The 20,742-nt window shown below is 69.1% G+C and carries 22 protein-coding genes and 1 riboswitch; of the genes, 13 read left to right on the top strand and 9 right to left on the bottom strand.

Annotated features, from left to right (window positions below):
* The first annotated feature begins 360 nt into the window (after positions 1-360).
* The 3 genes from AB0G47_RS31950 (at position 361) to AB0G47_RS31940 (ending at position 3,892) form a co-directional block, all read left to right on the top strand.
* Positions 361-1,482 (top strand): LacI family DNA-binding transcriptional regulator, encoded by a 1,122-nt coding sequence (locus AB0G47_RS31950; protein WP_266864548.1) that lies wholly within the window; start codon positions 361-363, stop codon positions 1,480-1,482.
* 245 nt (positions 1,483-1,727) lie between these two features.
* Complete coding sequence (locus AB0G47_RS31945; RefSeq protein WP_360777135.1) at positions 1,728-2,831, top strand: metallophosphoesterase; 1,104 nt, start codon at positions 1,728-1,730, stop codon at positions 2,829-2,831.
* Positions 2,832-3,013: 182 nt separating this feature from the next.
* Positions 3,014-3,892: a hypothetical protein gene (locus AB0G47_RS31940; protein WP_360777133.1), complete on the top strand. Its 879-nt coding sequence runs from the start codon at positions 3,014-3,016 to the stop codon at positions 3,890-3,892.
* A 105-nt stretch (positions 3,893-3,997) separates the two neighbouring features.
* Here AB0G47_RS31940 and thiC read toward each other — a convergent pair whose 3' ends face one another.
* On the bottom strand, positions 3,998-5,785 hold the full coding sequence (gene thiC / locus AB0G47_RS31935) for a phosphomethylpyrimidine synthase ThiC (protein ID WP_360777131.1): 1,788 nt from the start codon (positions 5,783-5,785) through the stop codon (positions 3,998-4,000).
* Positions 5,778-5,933: riboswitch (TPP riboswitch) on the bottom strand. Its footprint overlaps the gene before it by 8 nt.
* 71 nt (positions 5,934-6,004) lie before the next feature.
* On the opposite strand from thiC, the gene AB0G47_RS31930 reads away from it, so the two are divergent.
* Complete coding sequence (locus tag AB0G47_RS31930) at positions 6,005-7,423, top strand: YibE/F family protein (RefSeq protein WP_360777129.1); 1,419 nt, start codon at positions 6,005-6,007, stop codon at positions 7,421-7,423.
* A gap of 122 nt (positions 7,424-7,545) precedes the next feature.
* Here AB0G47_RS31930 and AB0G47_RS31925 read toward each other — a convergent pair whose 3' ends face one another.
* From AB0G47_RS31925 to AB0G47_RS31910, 4 genes are all read right to left on the bottom strand, one after another.
* Positions 7,546-7,989, bottom strand: coding sequence for an SsgA family sporulation/cell division regulator (locus AB0G47_RS31925; RefSeq protein ID WP_266864540.1), 444 nt, complete (start codon positions 7,987-7,989; stop codon positions 7,546-7,548).
* A 103-nt stretch (positions 7,990-8,092) separates the two neighbouring features.
* Positions 8,093-8,818: an IclR family transcriptional regulator C-terminal domain-containing protein gene (locus AB0G47_RS31920; RefSeq protein ID WP_360777445.1), complete on the bottom strand. Its 726-nt coding sequence runs from the start codon at positions 8,816-8,818 to the stop codon at positions 8,093-8,095.
* A 234-nt stretch (positions 8,819-9,052) separates the two neighbouring features.
* Positions 9,053-9,274, bottom strand: a complete 222-nt coding sequence (locus tag AB0G47_RS31915) for a DUF5326 family protein (protein ID WP_360777127.1) — start codon at positions 9,272-9,274, stop codon at positions 9,053-9,055.
* A gap of 167 nt (positions 9,275-9,441) precedes the next feature.
* Positions 9,442-9,759, bottom strand: a complete 318-nt coding sequence (locus AB0G47_RS31910) for a cupin domain-containing protein (RefSeq protein WP_266864536.1) — start codon at positions 9,757-9,759, stop codon at positions 9,442-9,444.
* Positions 9,760-9,830: 71 nt separating this feature from the next.
* Here AB0G47_RS31910 and AB0G47_RS31905 point away from each other — a divergent pair, with 71 nt between their 5' ends.
* The 5 genes from AB0G47_RS31905 (at position 9,831) to AB0G47_RS31885 (ending at position 13,607) form a co-directional block, all read left to right on the top strand.
* Positions 9,831-10,211 carry a phage holin family protein gene (locus AB0G47_RS31905; RefSeq protein WP_135331215.1) on the top strand — a complete coding sequence of 127 codons (381 nt, stop codon included), beginning with the start codon at positions 9,831-9,833 and terminating at the stop codon, positions 10,209-10,211.
* 15 nt (positions 10,212-10,226) lie between these two features.
* Positions 10,227-10,715, top strand: coding sequence for a low molecular weight protein-tyrosine-phosphatase (locus tag AB0G47_RS31900; protein WP_360777443.1), 489 nt, complete (start codon positions 10,227-10,229; stop codon positions 10,713-10,715).
* Positions 10,712-11,935: a cystathionine gamma-lyase gene (locus AB0G47_RS31895; RefSeq protein ID WP_360777124.1), complete on the top strand. Its 1,224-nt coding sequence runs from the start codon at positions 10,712-10,714 to the stop codon at positions 11,933-11,935. The genes AB0G47_RS31900 and AB0G47_RS31895 overlap by 4 nt, the downstream gene beginning before the upstream one ends.
* A gap of 224 nt (positions 11,936-12,159) precedes the next feature.
* The gene (locus tag AB0G47_RS31890; RefSeq protein ID WP_360777123.1) at positions 12,160-13,065 is read left to right on the top strand and encodes a LysR family transcriptional regulator; all 906 of its coding nucleotides are present in this window, start codon (positions 12,160-12,162) and stop codon (positions 13,063-13,065) included.
* A gap of 59 nt (positions 13,066-13,124) precedes the next feature.
* Entirely contained in the window at positions 13,125-13,607 is a 483-nt protein-coding gene (locus AB0G47_RS31885; RefSeq protein ID WP_266864526.1) for an NUDIX hydrolase, read from the top strand.
* 20 nt (positions 13,608-13,627) lie between these two features.
* Here the strand turns inward: AB0G47_RS31885 and AB0G47_RS31880 are convergent, their stop codons facing one another.
* Both AB0G47_RS31880 and AB0G47_RS31875 read right to left on the bottom strand, forming a co-directional pair.
* A complete protein-coding gene (locus AB0G47_RS31880; RefSeq protein WP_360777120.1) occupies positions 13,628-15,169 on the bottom strand; it encodes a globin domain-containing protein in 1,542 nt (513 codons plus the stop codon).
* A 396-nt stretch (positions 15,170-15,565) separates the two neighbouring features.
* Positions 15,566-16,198 (bottom strand): HAD-IB family phosphatase, encoded by a 633-nt coding sequence (locus tag AB0G47_RS31875; protein WP_360777119.1) that lies wholly within the window; start codon positions 16,196-16,198, stop codon positions 15,566-15,568.
* Between the two features lie 76 nt (positions 16,199-16,274).
* On the opposite strand from AB0G47_RS31875, the gene AB0G47_RS31870 reads away from it, so the two are divergent.
* Positions 16,275-16,826 (top strand): DUF2269 domain-containing protein, encoded by a 552-nt coding sequence (locus AB0G47_RS31870; RefSeq protein ID WP_360777117.1) that lies wholly within the window; start codon positions 16,275-16,277, stop codon positions 16,824-16,826.
* A 5-nt stretch (positions 16,827-16,831) separates the two neighbouring features.
* Positions 16,832-17,701: a GNAT family N-acetyltransferase gene (locus tag AB0G47_RS31865; RefSeq protein ID WP_360777115.1), complete on the top strand. Its 870-nt coding sequence runs from the start codon at positions 16,832-16,834 to the stop codon at positions 17,699-17,701.
* 124 nt (positions 17,702-17,825) lie between these two features.
* On the opposite strand, the gene AB0G47_RS31860 is transcribed toward AB0G47_RS31865, so the two are convergent.
* Together AB0G47_RS31860 and AB0G47_RS31855 are read right to left on the bottom strand one after the other, a co-directional pair.
* Positions 17,826-18,251, bottom strand: coding sequence for a heme-binding protein (locus AB0G47_RS31860; protein ID WP_360777113.1), 426 nt, complete (start codon positions 18,249-18,251; stop codon positions 17,826-17,828).
* 57 nt (positions 18,252-18,308) lie between these two features.
* Positions 18,309-19,520, bottom strand: coding sequence for an MFS transporter (locus tag AB0G47_RS31855; RefSeq protein ID WP_360777111.1), 1,212 nt, complete (start codon positions 19,518-19,520; stop codon positions 18,309-18,311).
* A 140-nt stretch (positions 19,521-19,660) separates the two neighbouring features.
* Between AB0G47_RS31855 and AB0G47_RS31850 the strand changes: the two genes are divergently transcribed.
* Positions 19,661-20,119, top strand: a complete 459-nt coding sequence (locus AB0G47_RS31850; protein ID WP_135331205.1) for a MarR family transcriptional regulator — start codon at positions 19,661-19,663, stop codon at positions 20,117-20,119.
* Positions 20,120-20,159: 40 nt separating this feature from the next.
* The gene (locus AB0G47_RS31845) at positions 20,160-20,612 is read left to right on the top strand and encodes a GNAT family N-acetyltransferase (RefSeq protein ID WP_360777109.1); all 453 of its coding nucleotides are present in this window, start codon (positions 20,160-20,162) and stop codon (positions 20,610-20,612) included.
* Positions 20,613-20,742: the final 130 nt, after the last annotated feature.

Here is a 20,742-nt window from a genome sequence, read left to right as displayed (position 1 = left end):
CACCTGAACACCCTGACTTCAATACTGCTCACCTTATGAGGATTCAGCCCCGCTGCGAATGGGTTCCGGGGCATCGAGATACGAAGGCGCACGATGAGGGGGGAGCGCTCCCCGTTACGTCACGCGCCGGTGGCTCACTCCGTGGCGCGCATCACCCGTGAAGGTGAGTTGAGACCTCTTCGAAACATCGCTCATTTGGCAGGCCTGTGCGCGACGACAAGGGACCGACTCCCCCGAATCCCGCCAACTCCCTTGCATTCCAAGGTCATTGGCCCGTACTCACCATGCAGAAACGTGCCTGTCAACGAGTGAATATGCGCCCGCACTACCCACCCTCATGAGCCCTACTATCGGCTCGCCATGACAGCAGCAGGGAACCACCAGGTGAGCCGAGCGGAGACCGCCCGCCGGGGCAACCGGCAGAGCCGAGCGGGCATCAGAGACGTCGCCGCCGCAGCCGGTGTCTCCATCACGACTGTCTCCGACGCTCTTAACGGCAAGGGACGCCTCCCGGACGCCACCCGACGCCATGTCCGCGAGGTCGCCGAACGGCTGGGCTATCGCCCCTCCGCGGCGGCCCGAACGCTCCGTACCGGCAAGTCGGGCCTCATCGGCCTGACCGTGACGACATACGGGGATGAACCTTTCACCTTCACCGAATTCGCGTACTTCGCGGAGATGGCCAGAGCCGCGACCTCGGCCGCGCTGGCCCGCGGCTACGCCCTTGTCATCCTGCCCGCCACCTCCCGGCGCAGCCCGGTCGACGTCTGGTCGAACGTCGCGCTCGACGGCACAGTCGTCGTCGATCCTTCAGACCACGACCCGGTCGTCAGCGAGCTGGTCCGCCAGGGCCTGCCCGTGGTCTCCGACGGCCGCCCAGCCGGGTCTCTCCCCGTCACCGCCTGGGTCGACAACGACCACGAGGCGGCGGTCCTGGAGATCCTCGACCACCTCGCGGCGGCCGGCGCCCGGCGGATCGGACTGCTCACCGGGACCACCACCGACACGTACACCCACCTGTCCACAACCGCCTATCTGCGCTGGTGCGAGCGCGTCGGACAGGACCCGGTGTACGAGTCCTATCCGGCCCACGACCCGTGCGCCGGCGCCGTCGCGGCCGACCGGCTGCTCGCCCGGCCCGACCGGCCCGACGCCGTCTACGGCCTGTTCGATCCGAACGGAACCGATCTCCTCGCGGCCGCCCGCCGGTACGGACTGCGCGTCCCTGACGATCTGCTGCTCGTGTGCTGCAGCGAGTCGACGGTCTACGCCACCACCGAACCGCCCATCACCACGCTCTCGCTGAAACCCCGGCGCATCGGCACAGCCGTCGTCCAACTGCTCATCGACGCCATCGAAGGGCTCGATTCGGGCCGCCCGGTCGAGCAGGTGATACCGACGGAGCTGATCGTGCGCACCTCGTCCGAGCGACGTCCACCGCGTACGACGGTCAGCTCACCCCGTTCGCCAGGACCTGGTTGACGGTGCCGGCCGGCGGGGAGAGACACCCTGTCGGCCCGCGCTGCCCGGCGCCCACCAGCACAGCCCGGTCATGATCTACGGGGAAACCCCTACCCAATTCGGGAGAAAACCTCGGTGAACTGGGGTTCAGTACTGATTCACCACCCCTGGTGCACCACACAGCGCGAGCCGCATTCCTATGATGGGCGGACGACACCGCGGGCCGCTGCGACCAGGCAGTCCGATCTCGGTGCAGATGCGGCGCAATGGTGGTGGAGGGGTCGATGACTCAGGGGGCCGGTCAGGGACCCGATGTGCGGACGGCGACGCTGCGCGACTTCCGCGTACCGGCGTACGTCCATGAGACCGGTCCGGTCGAGGGAAGTGCGGGGGACGCGGCGGGTCCTGGCGGCTCCGGGGAGGTTCCCGGGGTGCCGGACAACGGCTACACCCCCACCCAGCGCGACCTGCCCGTCATCAACCGCGGCGACACCGTGCAAGTGGAGGTGCAGGCCATGCCCGAGCCTCCACAGGCGCCGGCGTCCGACGAGCACGGTCCGCTGTACGTCGTGGGCGATGTGCACGGCTATCTGGAGGAGCTGCTCGCGGCCCTCCAGGAGCAGGGCCTCATCGACGCCGACGGCAACTGGTCCGCGGGCAACGCGCGACTGTGGTTCCTCGGCGACTTCACCGACCGCGGCCCCGACGGCATCGGCGTCATCGACCTCGTGATGCGCCTGTCCGCCCAGGCCGCCGCAGCCGGCGGCTACTGCAAGGCCCTGATGGGCAACCACGAGCTGCTCCTTCTCGGCGCCAAGCGGTTCGGGGACACCCCGGTCAACTCGGGCGCGGGCACCGCCACGTTCCAGGCCGCCTGGCTCCTCAACGGCGGCCAGAAGACCGACATGGAGCGCCTGGAGGACCACCACCTGCAGTGGATGGCCCGCCTGGACGCGATCGAGGCGGAGGACGGTCATCTCCTGATGCACTCCGACACCACCGCCTATCTGGATTACGGCGACTCGATCGAGGCCGTGAACGACACCGTCCGCGAGACACTCACGCGCAACGACGCGGACGAGTGCTGGGACCTCTTCCGGAAGTTCACCAAGCGCTTCGCCTTCCGCGACGAGTCCGGCCCCGCGGCCGTACGCGAACTCCTCGACATGTACGGCGGCCACCGCATCGTCCATGGCCACAGCCCCATCCCGTATCTGCTGGGCGATGTCGGCTCCGAGGACGATTCGGACGGCGGCGGGCCCGTCATCGAGGGACCGCACATCTACGCAGGCGGACTGGCCATCGCCATGGACGGCGGAGTGACCATGGCCGGAAAGCTACTGGTCTGCCAACTCCCCTTGGATAGCTGAGCGTTCGCTGGGCAGGCGATCCATTACAGGATCACGCTGGCCAGGGGGCCTATTTCTGGAAACCCCCTGTCACCGCGTGCCGTCACGGCTCTACCATCGGCTTATCCGTAGCAGGCTCCCCTCCGTTTCTGCCCGACGGCTCGTACCCATGCGAGCCACCAAGCCCTACGGAGCATCGGGGGATGCACATGAACAGCGCTCCACACCTGCTCAATGAGGACCGCCCCGAGTTCGAGCGGATCCTCGATGAGGCGCTGCGCACCGCACCGAACCGTCCGGATCTCGCCGCAGTGGGCGAGCGGCTCAATCCCGAGCAGCTGCGCACCATGGCACTGAACGCTACTGCGCTGATCACTGCCGCTGCCACGACCGAGTACACGCACTATGTGAAGGTCCGCGAGAAGCTGCGCGAAAGCGGATCTGCCGCACCATCGATACGGGAACGGAGCAGCCAGAGCGAGGCGGAAGCCGGCTCGGGCGGCCTCGGTCTCGCCACCACGATGGGGGAGGTCACCGCCGAGACAGGGGCGGGGGCGGGGGCGATCGCCGTGGTCGCGGTGCTCGCACCCGTGCTCGCCGGGGCGGCCGCCGCGATCTTCCTGCTCGTGGGCTACATCCTGAAGATGCTCAACCCCGAGCCCGCCTTCGCGGACACCCTGCTCACCGCGGGATGGCTGTTCGGCGCGCTCACCGCAGGGGGCATCCTGGTCGCTGCGATCGGCCTGCTCCTGACCGCTCTGCGCAATGGCTCGACCTCGCTCCAGGCCGGCTCGCACGGCGAACGGAACGAGGAGGTGGTCCGCGCCAGGGAAGCCTGGGGCGAGGCACTTCTGGAGCGCGGCGTCCTTCCGTTCCTGCGGGAGGCGCTCGCGGATCCGGGGGCTGCACAGGTGGCCCGTACGCCGTCGGCGGACCCGAGCAGCCGCATGCCTCAACTGGGCTACCACCGGCCCGGGTTCAGCAGCCCGGACGGCGGTCCCTCAGCGGGGCCGCGGCCGAGCTACTCGAGTCCGGACTTCTCAAGCCCCGACTTCGGCGGGCCCGACCACAAGCCGGAGTAGCGGGGCCGCGGGCGAGCACGGCTGTGGGTCCCCCAACGGCTGTTGGGAGACCCACAGATTCGCGCTGTCCGGAACCTCGTGGGCCGTTTCAGTGGCCTGCTCGGTTCAGTCCGCGATCGGCAGATAGACCCGGTTGCCCGCCGCGGCGAACTCCTTGGACTTCTGCTCCATGCCCGCCTCGATCTCGTCCTGCTCAAGGTCACCGCCGTGCTGGCGGCGGATGTCCTGCGAGATCTTCATGCTGCAGAACTTCGGCCCGCACATCGAGCAGAAGTGCGCCGTCTTCGCGGGCTCGGCCGGCAGCGTCTCGTCGTGGAACTCCCGTGCGGTGACCGGGTCGAGGGCCAGGTTGAACTGGTCCTCCCAGCGGAACTCGAAGCGCGCGTCCGAGAGCGCGTCGTCCCAGTCCTGCGCGCCCGGGTGCCCCTTGGCGAGGTCCGCCGCATGCGCGGCGATCTTGTACGTGATGACGCCCGTCTTCACGTCGTCCCTGTTCGGCAGGCCCAGGTGCTCCTTGGGCGTGACGTAGCAGAGCATCGCCGTGCCCCACCAGCCGATCATCGCGGCGCCGATGCCGGAGGTGATGTGGTCGTAGGCGGGCGCGATGTCCGTGGTGAGCGGGCCGAGCGTGTAGAACGGCGCCTCCTCGCAGATCTCCTGCTGGAGGTCGATGTTCTCCTTGATCTTGTGCATCGGGACGTGACCGGGGCCCTCGATCATCGTCTGTACGTTATGACGCTTGGCGATCGTGTTGAGTTCCCCGAGGGTCTTCAACTCGGCGAACTGCGCCTCGTCGTTGGCGTCCGCGATCGATCCGGGGCGCAGGCCGTCGCCGAGCGAGTACGTCACGTCGTACGCCGCGAGGATCTCGCAGAGCTCCTCGAAGTTCTCGTAGAGGAAGCTCTCCTTGTGGTGCGCCAGGCACCAGGCGGCCATGATCGAGCCGCCGCGCGAGACGATGCCGGTCTTGCGGCGCGCGGTGAGCGGGACGTACGGAAGGCGCACACCCGCGTGCACCGTCATGTAGTCCACGCCCTGCTCGGCCTGCTCGATGACCGTGTCCTTGTAGATCTCCCAGGTCAGCGCCTCGGCCTGGCCGTCGACCTTCTCCAGGGCCTGGTAGAGCGGCACGGTGCCGATGGGGACGGGGGAGTTGCGCAGGACCCACTCGCGGGTGGTGTGGATGTTGCGGCCGGTGGACAGGTCCATGACCGTGTCGGCGCCCCACTTGGTGGCCCAGGTCATCTTGTCCACCTCCTCCTCGATGGAGGAGGTGACCGCGGAGTTGCCGATGTTGGCGTTCACCTTCACCAGGAACTTCTTGCCGATGATCATCGGCTCGATCTCCGGGTGGTTGACGTTGGCCGGGATCACCGCGCGGCCCGCGGCGACCTCCGCGCGCACGACCTCGGGGTCGAGGTTCTCGCGGATCCCGATGAACTCCATCTCGGGCGTGATCTCGCCGCGACGGGCGTACGCGAGCTGCGTCACCGCCTGACCCTGACGGCCGCGGCGTGGCTGGCGGGGACGGCCGGGGAAGACCGCGTCGAGGTTCTTCAGCCCGCCGCGGGGCGAGGTGTGCTTGATGCCGTCGTCCTCGGGACGGGGCGGGCGGCCCACGTACTCCTCGGTGTCGCCGCGGGCGATGATCCAGTTCTCGCGGAGGGGTGCGAGACCCCTGCGGACGTCGGTGTCGATGGACTCGTCGGTGTACGGCCCCGAAGTGTCGTACAGGGTCACGGCCTTGCCGTTGGTGAGGTGCACTTGGCGGACCGGCACGCGCAGATCGGGGCGTGAGCCCTCGACGTACGCCTTGTGCCAGCCGATGGACTTCCCGGCCTCGTCGCTCTGGTTCTGCGTCGAGGCAGGCGTGCGTGCGTCCGATGTGGTCATGAGACCTACTCCCTACGCCGGCATTACCCGGTAACAGGTTCGGCGGTCGACGCAGCGGATCCCGTACGGCACCGGCACCATTCGTGCCGTTTCGTACGGAGGTCAGCGCCCTCTCAGCCCGGTGCTCCGAGCTCCCGCGTTTGCAAAGGTGCCCCCACGCTAGCGTCATATCGGGCGTGCTGAACAGAGGGCCCCCTCCGTTCTTGCGATGATCGGGCAGTGACCACCACAGAGCCGCCGCCCCGCCCGCCGTCCGAGCCGCCGTCTCAGCCGCCGTCCCAGCCGCCCTTCTCGAACCCGCCCGGGGGCGGGGACGGGCACGGGCACTCGCACAGCCACGGCCCGGCGGCGCCCGTCTCCAAGCATCTGCGCAAGGTCATCGCCGCGGTGCTGATTCCTTTCGCCACGGCGGTCGTCGTGGGCCTCGTCGTGCTCTGGCCCGGTGGCGCGCCGGGCCATGAGCGCACCGGGGTCGGCTTCGACCGGCAGACCGAGTCGGCGACGGTGACGAAGGTGCAGGAGCTGCCCTGCAAGGACGTGAACGCCTCGCAGCCGCCGCCCACCGGGGACACCTCCACTCCCGAGGGCCAGACCGCGCAGTCGCGCGCGGAGGGCATGTGCAAGAAGGCGACGGTCGAGGTGACCAGCGGCAAGGACAAGGGCCGCACGTTCACCGAGATCGTCCAGCCGGACTCGCCTCGGCAGTTGCGCGAGGGGCAAGAGGTGGTGGTCGCCTATGAGCCCAAGGCCCCGGAGGCGCTGCAGTACTCGGTCACCGATGTGGACCGCACGGTCCCCATGGCACTGCTCGCCGGGATCTTCGCCCTCGTCGTCGTCGTGGTGGGACGGATGCGCGGCGTCATGGCCCTGGTGGCGCTGGCGTTGAGCTTCTTCGTACTGACCTTCTTCATCCTGCCCGCGATCCTTCAGGGCTCGAATCCGCTGGTGGTGGCGGTGGTCGGGGCCAGCGCGATCATGCTGATCGCGCTCTATCTGTGCCACGGGCTCACGGCCCGTACATCGGTCGCGGTGATCGGCACGCTGATCTCGCTCCTCCTCATCGGGCTGCTCGGCTCGGTCTTCATCGGCTGGGCCTCGCTGACCGGCAACACGGACGACAACACGGGCCTGATCCACGGCCTTTTTCCGGATATCGACATGAGCGGTCTGCTGCTCGCGGGCGTCATCATCGGCTCACTCGGTGTCCTCGACGACGTGACCGTCACGCAGACGTCCGCGGTCTGGGAACTGCACCAGGCCAACCCGACGATGGGCTGGCGCGGCCTCTACCGGGCGGGCATCCGCATCGGCCGCGACCACATCGCCTCGGTGGTCAACACCCTGGTCCTCGCGTACGCCGGCGCCGCGCTGCCGCTGCTCCTGCTCTTCTCGATCGCACAGAGCAGCGTGGGCACGGTGGCCAACAGCGAGCTGGTCGCCGAGGAGATCGTGCGCACCCTGATCGGCTCGATCGGCCTGGTCGCCTCGGTCCCGGTGACGACGGCACTGGCCGCCCTGGTCGTCTCGGCCGACCGCACCGGAGGCACCACCGCCGCGTCGGCCGCCCCGGCCCCCGCGGCTCCCTCGGCCACCAAGCAGCGCCGCGGCGGAGGCGGTGGCCGACGCCGCAAGCCGTGAGGGGGCGGGGCCGCGAACCGGGGCCGGGAGCCAGCCAACGGGGAGCCGACGCCGAGCCCTCAGGGCAATGCCGCGAAATGCACCAATCTGCCATCCGGCTGTGCCCGTTGGCCCCCCGGAGGTCAGCCCGCGCTCTGCTCCTCCGCGAGGATCCGGTCCAACGCCTCGTCCAGGTGTGTCTCGAAGTCGGCGAGCGCCCGCTCCTGCCCGAGCGGCACCAACTTGTCCGTACGGTCGAGGAATGCGAGCAGCGGCGGAATCCCCACCCGGAACAACGCCTGGTCACCGCCGACCTGAAGCCTGATGAGGACCTCTTCGAGCAGCTCGGGATCGGTGGGCGCGATGCGCACATCCCCGTCGCCGCACGCCCTGCCCACCCCGTCGATCAACAACTCCCGCCCGAACGCCCAGGTCACAGGAGCGTCGCCGGGAAGGTGGAAGGTCAGCCGGACGGCATAGGGATCTCCGGTCTCGTAGCGCAGCTCCACCGGGATGCGAAACGACAGCTCCTCGGAAACAAGGAAGCTCATCATGACCTCTGCCTGCACCGACTCGCGCTCTCGCATCGCCCGCCTACCCCGTCGCTAAACCTCGACCGGCCAGGAACCAACTCCCTGACACCCATGGCATCTTGCTTAACGTACACATCAGATCACAAGGAGTGAGTTTTCAGATGCTGATAGAGAAGGCGAGTGTCCCTAGTAGCTTTCCGATCTCATTCTGCAACCGGTCTGCTGCGGGCAGCAGCCGGTCGGCTTGATAGGAGGGAACGGAAATCGCCATCGTGGCGGCCGTGTTGCCCGCCGTGATCGGAATGGCGGCGCAGACCGTTCCCAGCGCGTACTCCTGCCGCTCCACCACGGGTTTCATCCGGCCCATCGCGTCCAGGCGGCGCAGAAAGCTCCGGTCGTCACGGACCGAGTACCGCGTGATCGACTGCACCGGATGACGGTCGAGATGGTCCTTGCGCTGCTCGTCGTCGAGTTGGCCGAGCAGGCACTGGCCGATCGCATGGGCATGACCGGTCTCGCGGAAGTCCGCCCACTCTTCGACGGCCGGATTCCCGGGCGTGTCCGCGACGGCCACGATCTCGATCTCACCCTCGCGGTAGACGGCGAAATAGACCGGTACGCCGATGGCGTCGCGCCAGTGCGCCAAGGCCTCGCTGATCATGCCGCGACGATTCTGCTGCGCCCCGCTGGCACTCAGCCGCTCGGCGGCCTCACCGAGCACGAACAGCCCCTTCTCCCGGCGCAGATAGCCTTCGTGCGTCAGCGTGCGCAGCAGGTGATAGGCCGTGGGAAGCGCGAGCCCCGACTCACGGGCCAACTGCTTGGCGGGTGCCCCGCCCTCATGCGCGGCGGCGGCCTCCAGCAGTCGCGTCGCCCGCTGCACGGAGCCGATGAGGGTCGGCGCGGCGGCAGTTGAAAGTGCGGCATCAACCGTGGCCAAGGTTCACTCCCGAAGCGCGTGGGATGTCTGCCCGTGCCCGCGATCACGCGGGAGGAAGCGCATTGCGCCCGCGCGCGGGACGGACCCGGCGTCGGATTTCGGACTCTAACCGCTGGACACCGGCCCGAGACCCCATGCGGGGAAACTTCCCCCGCCCGAGGGAACTGTTGCGAGAAGTCACCAATCGCTGCGTGACGAGGCCGATCCCGATATGAACTTCCGTACGACGTAGATGAGTCCACCGACGAGCGCCACGAAAATCAGTGCCTTGAACAACAGGCCGACGACGAATCCGACAACGGTCGCTATCACGCTGCCGAACACGACCAGGGCGATGACCGGCACCGCGATCCACTTCACCCACCACGGCAATCCCGAGAAGATCTCCTGTGCTGCCATCTTCCTTACCTCTCTGCGCGTCTTTGCATCTCCGCATCTCTGCGTCTCTGCATCTCTGACTTCCTGCATTCGATGCTAGGGCGGCGAAGTCCTCGACGGGGGCCTCGGATCCCTTGTCCTCCCCTGATCCGTCCCTTAGGGAACCCCGAGGTCCCGGCCCTGAGAAGTCATCCCTCCGGCGGCGAGAAGACCACGAGGACGCGCAGGTCCTCGCTGATGTGGTGGAACTTGTGGGCCACGCCCGCGGGCACATAGACGACGCTGCCCCGCGCGACCTGGGTGGTCTCCATGCCGACGGTGATCGACGCCCTGCCGCTGACGATCATGTACACCTCGTCCTGCTGGTGGGGCAGTTGGGGGTCGGACTCCCCGGCATCGAGCGCGTACAGCCCGACCGACATGTTCCGCTCACGCAGAAACTGCAGATACGCACCGTCGTTCGCGGCGCGCTCCGCCTCCAGCTCATCCAGTCGGAATGCCTTCATCGTCCGTGTACGCCCCTCGCCACTGATCGCGGACCGACCGCTCCGGCCCTACGTCTGCCACGATCAGACACATGAAGAATTTCGTAGTCAAGACGATCGCCAACGCGGCGGCCCTGGCCGTCGCCGTATGGCTGCTCGACAAGATCACCCTGACCGGCGACAGCACCGGCAAGAAGGCCGGCACGCTGATCGTCGTCGCCCTGCTCTTCGGCCTGGTGAACTTCCTGGTCAAGCCGATCGTGAAGGTCCTCACCTTCCCGCTGTTCATCCTGACCCTGGGTCTGATCACCCTCGTGGTCAACGCCCTGATGCTGCTGCTCACGTCGTGGCTGGCCGACAAGTTCGATCTGAGCTTCCACGTCGACGGGTTCTGGACCGCCGTCCTGGGCGGCCTGATCATCTCGGTCGTGTCCTGGGCGATGAACGTCGTCCTGCCCGACGACAAGGACTGAGCCCGCCCGATGGCCCTGCCCTTCTCCGTGTGTTTTGTCTGCACCGGCAACATCTGCCGGTCACCCATCGCCGAGTCCGTCTTCCGCGCGCGGGTCGACGAGGTCGGACTCGGCGGCCTGGTGCAGGTGGACAGCGCGGGCACCGACGGCTGGCACGAGGGGGACGGCGCCGACCCGCGCACCGTCTCGGTCCTGGAGGCGGCCGGCTACGAGAGCGATCATCTGGCGCGGCGCTTCCAGGTCTCCTGGTTCCCGCGCCTCGATCTGGTGATCGCCCTGGACGCCGGCCACCTGCGTACGCTGCGCCGCCTCGCGCCGACATCCGCGGACGCGGACAAGGTCCGGCTGCTGCGCTCGTACGACCCCGCCGCGACCGACCTGGACGTTCCCGACCCGTACTACGGCGGCGACGACGGCTTCGAGGCGTGCCTGAGAATGGTCGAGGCGGCGAGCGACGGTCTGCTCGACGCCGTACGCGAAGTAATGGAAGGGCGGGCGGCATGACGGATTCCGCACGAACCGCAGGCACAGCCGCAGGAACGGGCTCTGGGATCGGCTCAGGGATCGGCTCAGGGATCGGCGACGGCACGAGAGCGGTGCGGGCCGGCCTCCCCGAGCCGGTGAAACACGAGCCGACGCTGCCGGGCCCGGTGTTCGCCGCGCACTTCCACCTGCCGGGCGACCCCATGGGGCCGTACACCTACGGACGCGACGAGAACCCGACCTGGACGCTCCTGGAGCGGGCCATCGGCGAGCTGGAGGCGCCGGAGTCCGGCGACGACGTCGAGACCCTGGTCTTCGCCTCCGGGATGGCCGCGATCTCGGCGGTGCTCTTCTCGCAACTGCGCGCCGGCGACGTGGTGGTCATGCCGAACGACGGCTACCAAGCACTGCCCCTGGTCCACGAGCAGCTCGCCGCGTACGGCATCGAGGTGCGCACCGCCCCGACCGGCGGCGACGCCCAGCTCGACGTCCTGGACGGCGCGAAGCTGCTGTGGATCGAGACCCCGTCCAACCCGGGGCTCGACGTGTGCGACGTGCGGCGCCTCGCCGACGCGGCACACGCGCGTGGCGCCCTGGTCGCGGTCGACAACACCCTGGCCACGCCGCTGGGCCAGCGTCCCCTGGAGCTCGGCGCCGACTTCTCCGTGGCCAGCGGCACCAAGCAGCTCACGGGGCACGGCGACATCCTTCTCGGGTACGTCGTCTGCCGCGATGCCGAGCTGGCCGCTTCCGTGAAGCGCTGGCGCAAGATCGTCGGCGCGATTCCGGGCCCGATGGAGGCCTGGCTCGCGCACCGCTCGCTCGCCACACTCCAGCTGCGCGCCGAGCGGCAGAACGCCAACGCCCTGGCCGTCGCCGAAGCGCTGCGCGGCCGCGACGAGGTGACGGGGCTTCGCTATCCGGGGCTGCCCGACGATCCCTCGCACAAGATCGCCTCGCAGCAGATGCGGCGCTTCGGGTGCGTGGTCTCGTTCACGCTGCCCTCACGCGCGCGTGCCGATAGTTTTCTCGACGCGCTGCGTCTGGTGGACGACGCGACGAGCTTCGGCGGCGTACGGTCCACTGCCGAGCGGCGCGGCCGCTGGGGCGGGGACGCGGTCGCGGAGGGCTTCGTCCGCTTCTCCGCAGGGGCCGAGGACCCGGCGGATCTGGTGGCGGACGTGCTGCGGGCACTCGACGAAGCAGACGAGGCGGCCGCGTCCGCCGAGCCGGACAACTGACCGATTCCGGTGCTCTGCCGGCCCCCGGCTAGTACCCCGCTACGCACAACGAACGGCCCGAGCCTCCCCCCTCGTGGCTCGGACCGTCCCGGTTCTGCGCGCGAAGAACCGCGCGAACAAGGCTAGTTGACTCTGTGTCAGTGTCCAATCACAGTAGCGACAGAGACCTATCGACATATTTATAGTTGGGCGCGGCCCGGGGGCCTGGAGGGGAGGGCGCTGCCATGGATCTGGCCCTGCTGCGCACATTTGTCACCGTGCACCGGGCCGGTTCCTTCACGCGCGCCGCCGCCCTGCTCGGCCTGTCTCAGCCCGCGGTGACCTCCCAGATACGCACCCTTGAGCGGCAGTTGGGCCGCCCCTTGTTCCTGCGCCAGGCGCGCGGCGTGACCCCCACGACCATCGGCGACGAACTCGCGCACAAGGCCGCCCCGCATCTCGACGCCCTGGTGGAGATCGCCGAGACCGGGCTCGACGAGGACTCTTCGGTGCGCACGCTCCACCTCGCGGGGCCACCGGAGTTCACGGCTGCCCTTGCGCTGCCCGCCCTCACCGCGCTGACGGGGCAGGACGGCCAGGGCTTCGCGCTGCGTGCTTCGTTCGGCAATGCGGAGGAGGTCCTCGAAGGGCTCTCCGCGGGGCACCACGATCTGGCCATCACCACGGCCCGTCCACGCGGCGCCCTGCTGACCGCGACACCACTCTGCGACGAGGAGCATGTCCTGGTCGCGGGCCCACGCTGGGCCGCCCGTATCGGCCCCGGGAAGCTGCGGCGGAAGGGCGCGTCCGCCCTCGAGAACCTGCCGGTGGTCGAGGTTCACGAGTCGCTGCCGCTGGTCGCCCGTTACTGGGCCGCCGTCTTCGACACCCGTCCGGCGGCATCGGGCGCCGTCATCGTGCCCGACCTGCGGGCGGTGCTCGCCTGCGCCGCCTCCGGTGCGGGCCTCGCCGTACTGCCGCGCTATCTGTGCGCGCCCGCCCTGGAGAGTGGCGAGGTCGTGGCCCTGCACGACCCGGCGGTGCCCCCGCTGCGCACCTATTTCCTCGTCGTACGCACCGGCACGCTGGCCATGCCGCACATCGCGCGGGCGCACGAGTGGCTGCTGCGTGCTGCCGTCGACTGGGCTTGACGGGGTCTCCGCCTGGTTCGCGATGTTTCACGTGGAACAGTCCGGGCCACATTTCTCCCATGACCGTCCGACCCGTGGTCAAGCGCACCGCACGCGCCGTCCTGCTCGATGGCAACGACCTGATCCTGATCAAGCGGACCAAGCCCGGCGTCGATCCGTACTGGGTCACTCCGGGCGGCGGCGTGGAGGCGGAGGACGCAACCGTCGTCGACGCGCTCCACCGCGAGGTCCATGAAGAGCTCGGCGCCAAGATCTCGGATGTGGTGCCCTGTTTCGTCGACACCGTCGAGCACATCGGCGAGGACGGTGGCGCGACCGGTGTGAAGGTGCAGCACTTCTTCGTCTGCCGCCTGGAGTCCATGGACGCCGCACTGCGGCACGGCCCCGAGGTGGAGGAGCCGTGCGGCGAGTACGAGATCGTCCACGTGCCCTTCACCCGCGTCGGGATCGCCTCGGTCCATCTCGTGCCGCTGTCGCTGCGGCACTATCTGGACGGCAACATCGAGGGCGTACGCGCGATGCACGCGCCTGACCTGGGCTAGCCGCACGCTCCCGGACCGGGCTAGTCGCCCGCGGCCACCAGTTCCTCTACGGAGTCGTGGCGGATCCGGCCGGCCGGAATGCCGAGGTCCCGCAAGGCGTCCACACCGCTGCGGATCATGCCGGGCGGACCCGAGAGGTAGGCGTCGTACTCGTTCCAGGGGCCGTACTCGCGCACGGCGTCCGGGAACTGTGCGTGGTCGTCGACGACGGGGCGGACCGCGAGCCAGGGATGGGTCTTCTGGAGCCGCATCATCGTGTCGATGTCGTACAGGTCGTGGTCGGTGCGAGCGCCGTAGAAGACCTCGACGGGCCGCCGCTCGCCGTGCTCGGCGACGTCCTCGACGAGCGCCTTGATGGGGGCGATGCCAGTGCCGCCGCCCAGACAGAGCAGTCCGCTGTCGGTGGTGTGGTCGACGGTCATCGAACCGGCGGGCGGGCCGAGCCGCATGACGTCACCGGGGCGGGCGTGGTGCACCAGGGCGTTGGACACCCAGCCGGCGGGGACGGCCTTCACATGGAACGAGAGCAGCCCGTCGGAGCGCGGCGCCGAAGCGAACGAGTAGTGCCGCCAGATCCGCGGCCACCACGGCGTCTCCAGGCTCGTGTACTGCCCGGCAAGGAAGGGATAAGGCTGGTCGGGCCGGACGGTGACGACAGCGATGTCGGGCGTTCTGAGGTCGTGCGAGACGACCTCGGCGAACCACCAGGCGGGGGCGCGCAGTTCGTCCGCGGCCGCCGCGTCGATCATGACCTGGGAGATCGTCGTGTACGTCCGGACCCAGGCGGCCTCGGTCTCGTCGTCCCAGACCGCGCTCGCGTAGCGGCTGAGCGAGCCGATCAGGCACTCGCCGACCGCCGGATAGTGCTCGGGCTGCGTCCCGTACTTGCGGTGGCCGCGGCCGAGGTTCTTCAGATACGCGACGAGCACAGCGGTGTTGTCCACGTTCTCGGCGGCGGTCAGCAGCGCCTTGAGCAGCCGGTCGCGCTGGGTGTCCATGGCCGCCGGGAAGAGGGGCCGCAGATCGGGGTACCGGGTGAAGAGCAGCGCGTAGAAGTACGAGGTCACCTTGTCGGCGACAGGGCCGATCTCGGCCATGGTGCGCTGGACGAGGATCGCGTCGGGGGATCCCTGGGGGGCGGGCGCGGGCCGCGGCGTGGCTTCCGGCATCGGGCGTGGTTCCGGCACGCGCTCCGGACGAGGCTCCGCGCGGGGTGCCTCCGTGGCCGTTCCCACCACGTTCCGGACGGGCTCGCTCTGCTCGGGTGCATCCGGTATTCGCCCCTCGGTCACAGGCCGGGGCCCGGAGTCGCGCGCGGGCTCCACGGGAGCGGCGGATTCCGTTGCGGGGGACGCGGGGGCGGGCCCCGCGGCGGGCCTGTTCAGGGGGCGTATCGACGCCACACGGCGCCCCTCGGGGGTCTCGGACTCATCGGCCGCGGGACGCGACGCCTCGACGTCCTCCGGGCGCTGCGGCGCCTTGCGTGGGGTGAACCAGCCGCCTCCACCGCCGTTGTCGCCGGAAGTGCCGTTGCCCGCCGACGTGGTGGTCGGAGAGTCCATGCTGTGCCTCGCCTCGAACATCTCTCGGTCGGTCCGCGCACTTCCCTGTAGGAAGCTGCCTGCTTTCCCCGCTTCGTCTCGCCCCGTGTCCCCGTGTGCCCGCATTGAACCTTGGATTCCGGACCCTACGGACAAGTAGGGATGGAATGTGACATTGGCCGCAGTCATCTCCCCGCAGCGTCCCATCCATCGCCATCGCGCCGGCCGCATAACCGAAAGTTCAGGTCTTCGATCTCTTCGCCCCGTTAGGCTGCGTTGACCTCTGTCCGTGCCCCCAGGGGTGCGCAGAGATACACCCGGCACGAACCGGACTCGACCATACCGGCAGCCGTCCGGCACACAAGTCCGCCATCCTTCACCTGGAATTCAGCGGACCACGCCTGCCAATTGCGCCAATTACCGGGCGGGGCACACCAATTCATACGCCTTACGCAGATCCCGCCCGGCATAAGAGTGGGTAGCGAGCCCAACCAGCCGCTGATCCGCATTGACGGCGACCGAAACCGGCACCGTCCCGAACAACTCCACGTCCGAGAGCGAGTCGCCATATGCGACGCAATCGGACCTGCCCACCCCGAACTCTTCACAGAGCCGGTCCGCGATCTTCACCTTGGCCGCGGCATTGAGAATGCCCGCCGGATTCACCGGCTCGGTGAACGGCACGGAGGGAAATCGCGATCCGTACGCGGCATGCGCTCCCCATGCCAGAAGCCGCTCGACGAAGAACGACGGCGACAGCGAGATCACGGCGCAATAGTCACCGCCCTCGCGGATCTCGGCCCAGGTCTCCCGTATCCCGGAGAGCCAGGGAGCCCCTTCGAAGGCCGCCGTCACGTGCGCCTCGGTGAGATCCGCCCACAGGGCACGCACCCGGACCGCGTACTGAGGCGGATCGATACGCCGGGCCACGAAGTCGCGTTCCAGCTCCGCGATCTCCGCGTCGAGACCGAGCCGACGGGAGATCTCCACGGGGGCTGCCGTGCCGTGCAGCAGCGTTCCGTCCAGGTCGAAGAGGTGAAGGCGTGGCATGTACGCCGAGGCTAGTAGCCACGGTTACTCCCGCTGTCAGACGCCTCCGGCCGCCTTTCCCGGCACCGTGTTTCACGTGAAACTAAGCCGCCCCGCTCGCCGGGCCACCCTCGTCGTCCACGTAGCCGCCGCCGCGGGCTGGCTCGGGCTCACGCTCGGGCTGCTCGCGCTCGCCTTCGCCGCCATCACCACGGATTCAGCCGCGACCACCGAAGCCGCCGCCCGCTCCATGAAGCTCTTCGCGGACTGGCTGGTGCTCCCCCTGGCGCTGCTCACGCTGCTGAGCGGACTGCTGCTTTCCCTCGGAACTCCTTGGGGACTCGCCAAGCACCGCTGGGTCTACACGAAGTTCTGGCTGACCCTGGCCACCACCGCCGCATCGGCCTTCGCCCTGCGCCCGGGCATCAACGACACGGTCGCCACGGTGGCCGCGGGCTCACCGGTGGCGGATCCGACCGACCTGATCGCGGGGCCCATCGTCTCCCTGAGCGCCTATCTCTTCATGACGGTCGTCTCGGTGCTCAAGCCCTGGGGTCTGACCCGCCGTGGCCGGAAGCAACGTGGCCGGAACCAGCGTGCTTCTGCCCACAAACCGGTGGACGTCACGGACGTACGTCAGACAGCCTGACCCGAGTGTCGACACCTTCCCTCTCCGCACTGCCCATCCGCCGGCTGACCCTCCGCGACGTCACCGCCTGCGCCGACCTCTCCCAGGACCGGGGCTGGCCACGCGAGGACCACAAATGGGGGCTGTTGCTCTCGGCCGGTACGGGCCTCGGCATCGACGACCCCGACGGCAGCGGCCTCATCGCCGCCTGTGTGGTGACCGAGTACGGACCGCATGAGCGCCCGGGCCTCGGAGCGATCGGTATGGTCCTCGTCGCCGAGCGGCACGCCCGCAAGGGCATCGGCCGCCGCCTCATGCGCCACGTCGTCGAAGAGGCAGGCACCACCCCGCTCACCCTTCATGCGACGCCGAACGGCCGCCCTCTCTATGAGGAGCTCGGTTTCAAGACCACCGGCCGCGCCGAAATGGTCCGCGGCCGGTTCACCGCGGACGGCCCGCTGCCCGACGTCGCCACCCGGCCAGCCACCGCCGAGGACCTGACCGCGATCCTCCGGCTCGACCACGAGGTCTTCGGCGTCGACCGCACGCACATGATCACCCGCCTTCCGGCCTTCGTCGACCAGCTGCGGGTCGCGGAGGCCGACGGCGAGATCATCGGCTACGCGGGCGCCTGGCCGAACATGGAGACCCACGTCATCGGCCCGCTGATCGCCCGCGACACGGATACGGCAAAGGCCCTCATCGGCTCCCTCGCCGCCGGCTCGGACCGACCGCTGCGCACCGACATCGACGTACGCCATGAAGAGCTGCTCGCCTGGGTGAAGGAACGCGGCTTGGAGCCCATCGCCTTCAACGCCGTGATGACGTACGGCATCCCCGAGCTGCCCGGCGACTGGTCGCGTCGCTTCGCGCCGCTGACGGTGGCGGCCGGCTGAGCGGCGAGCACGTACCCACGCGGCCACCGCATGACGAAAGGCCCACCCCCAAGTTCCGGACAGATCTCGGCGCTTGGGGGTGGGCCTTTCGTCATGTGCTCGCGCGGCGACGTATGGCGGCGTACTACGCGAGGGCCTCCACGGCCGCCGTAGCGAACCCGTGGTCCTGCTCGGGCGCTCCGCCGCCGATGCCGATGGCGCCGATCAGCCGGCCGTCGCGGTGGACCGGGATGCCGCCGGCGATGAAGAGCAGCGGCCGGTCGAGGGCGGTCGGCAGGGTGTGGAAGGGGCCATCAGGCTTGACCAGGTCGACGAGGTCGGCGGTCGGGGCGTTGAGCTGAAGCGCCGTATACGCCTTGCGGGTGCTGGTCTCTCCGGAGATCAGTACGGCCCGGTCGTCACGCCGGAAGGCCAGCAGATGCCCGCCCGCGTCGAGGACGGTGACGCTGACCGTGACACCGGCGGCCTCGGCCACACGATGGGCCGCGGAGACGAGCGCCTCGGCGTCCTCGATGGTCAGCGGGGCGACAGCGGTGGCGGTGGTGCTCATGGGGATTCTCCTTGTGCGGTGGTGCTTGCGCGGGGGGGGGGCTATGGGGGGGTGGGGTCAGTGGTGGAGGACGGGCGTCGGCTGCTCCAGCGGGGCCGCTCCCGCGACGACCAGGCTCGGGGTGGCCGAGCGGCGCTCGAGCACGGCCGAGAGCACGGCCAGGACGAGCGCGGAGCCCGCGAGGACCGCGCCCACCCAGTTCGGGGCGGTGTAGCCGAGGCCCGCGGAGATCACGAGGCCGCCGAGCCAGGCCGAGAGGGCGTTGCCGAGGTTGAAGGCGCCGATGTTCACGGCCGAGGCGAGCGTGGGCGCGCCGGAGGCCTGGTCGAGCACCCGCTTCTGCAGCGGCGGCACGGTCGCGAAGCCCAGGGCGCCGATCAGGGCGATGGTCACGGCTGCCGCGATCTTGTTGTGCGCGGTGAAGGTGAAGAGGGCGAGCACCACGGCAAGCCCGCTCAACGAGACGTAGAGCAGCGGCATCAGCGCGCGGTCCGCGAACTTCCCGCCGATCAGGTTGCCCGCGACCATGCCGAGGCCGAAGAGGACGAGCAGCCAGGTCACGGAGGAGTCCGCATAGCCCGCGACGTCCGTCATCATCGGCGCGAGGTAGGTGACGGCCGCGAAGACACCGCCGAAGCCGAGGATCGTCATCGCCATGGCGAGCAGTACTTGTACGTTGCGGAATGCGGCCAGCTCATGGCGGAGCCGTACGCCCTGGGGCTTGGGCAGGTCCGGGACCAGCTTGGCGATGCCCACGAGGCCGATGACGCCGAGGCCGGCCACGATGGCGAAGGTGATGCGCCAGCCGAGGGTCTGCCCGACGAGCGTGCCGAGCGGCACACCGACCACATTGGCCACGGTGAGGCCCGTGAACATCATGGCGATCGCTCCGGCCTTCTTCTCCGGTGCGACCAGTTCGGCCGCGACGACCGAGCCGATGCCGAAGAAGGCGCCGTGGGCGAGCGAGGCGACGACCCGGCCCGCCAGCATCACGCCGAAGGCCGGGGCCACGGCGGAGAGCAGATTGCCCGCGATGAACAGGCCCATAAGGATCATCAGCATCCGCTTGCGTGAGATACGGGTGCCGAGAACGGTCATCAGGGGAGCGCCGAGGACGACGCCGAGTGCGTAGCCGGTCACGAGGAGACCGGCCGTGGGGATGGAGACGCCGAAGTCACCCGCGACCTCAGGGAGCAGTCCCATGATCACGAACTCTGTGGTCCCGATTCCGAAGGCCCCGATCGCGAGGGCCAGTAGCGCGAGAGGCATGGTTCGACCTTCCAAGACGATTGCAGGTGCGCTTAGCTTGCGTACACAATAGTTGCAGACGCGGGATACTTGCAACCGCTGGATATTGCGTACGTGCACTATCCTGGTTTCAGCCGCTCCGGGACGGAGGAACAAGAGCCATGACAGCGACGGACCCCGCACTGACCGCCCTTGCACAGGGCTGGTGCGCGCTCTCCCTGCTTCACGGGAAGATCGAGACCCACATCGAGCGCGCCCTGCAGGCCAAACACGGCCTGAGCGTGCGCGAGTACTCCCTGCTCGACGTCCTCAGCCGACAGCACGACGGAGAGGGCGGCCATCTGCAGATGAAGCAGGTCGCCGACGCCGTCGTGCTCAGCCAGAGCGCCACCACACGCCTGGTCACCCGGCTCGAGGACCGCGGGCTGCTCGCCCGCTACCTGTGCCCGACCGACCGCCGGGGCATCTACACGGACGTCAGCGAGTCGGGCGCCGCGCTGCTCGCCGAGGCGCGGCCCACCAATGACACCGCGCTGCGCGAGGCGCTCGACGCGGCGGCATTGGAACCGGAGCTCGCGCCGCTGGTCAGGGCCGTGGAAGCGGTGCGCGTACCGGCGTAAGGACCGACCGACCGGCAGCTGGCCGCATAGGCTGCGGCTCATGGGAGATCTTGAGATACGCCCGGCCGTGGCCGACGACATCCCCGCCATCGTGAAGATGCTCGCCGATGACTCGCTGGGCAACCATCGCGAGTCGCCGGACGACCTCACGCCGTACCTCGCCGCGTACGAGCGACTGGCCGGCGACCCGAACCAGCACCAGGTCGTCGCCGTACGCGAAGGACGCGTCGTCGGCACCCTTCAGCTCACGATCATTCACGGGCTGTCCCGGAAGGGGGCCACCCGGTCGATCATCGAGGCCGTACGCATCCACGCCGACGAACGAGGCAGCGGCCTCGGCACCCGCTTCATCGAGTGGGCCATCGAGGAATCCCGGCGCCAGAACTGCCAGTTGGTGCAGCTGACCTCCGACGCCACCCGCACCGATGCCCATCGCTTCTACGAGCGGCTCGGGTTCACGGCATCGCATGTGGGCTTCAAGTTGCAGCTCTGACGCTACCGTTGACGTGTCGTACGGGCGGGGGGGGGGGGGGTGGGGGGTTGAGGACGGCCCCCCCCCGGGCGCGCGGGGGGTGTGGGCCGGCCCCGACGGGAGGGGGAACGGCGATAAGCACAACACCAAA

This window comes from Streptomyces sp. NPDC021622 (assembly GCF_040640795.1).
Lineage (GTDB): Bacteria > Actinomycetota > Actinomycetes > Streptomycetales > Streptomycetaceae > Streptomyces.
Note: the sequence above shows the minus strand (reverse complement) of the source record. Positions and strands in the feature narration are given on the sequence as shown.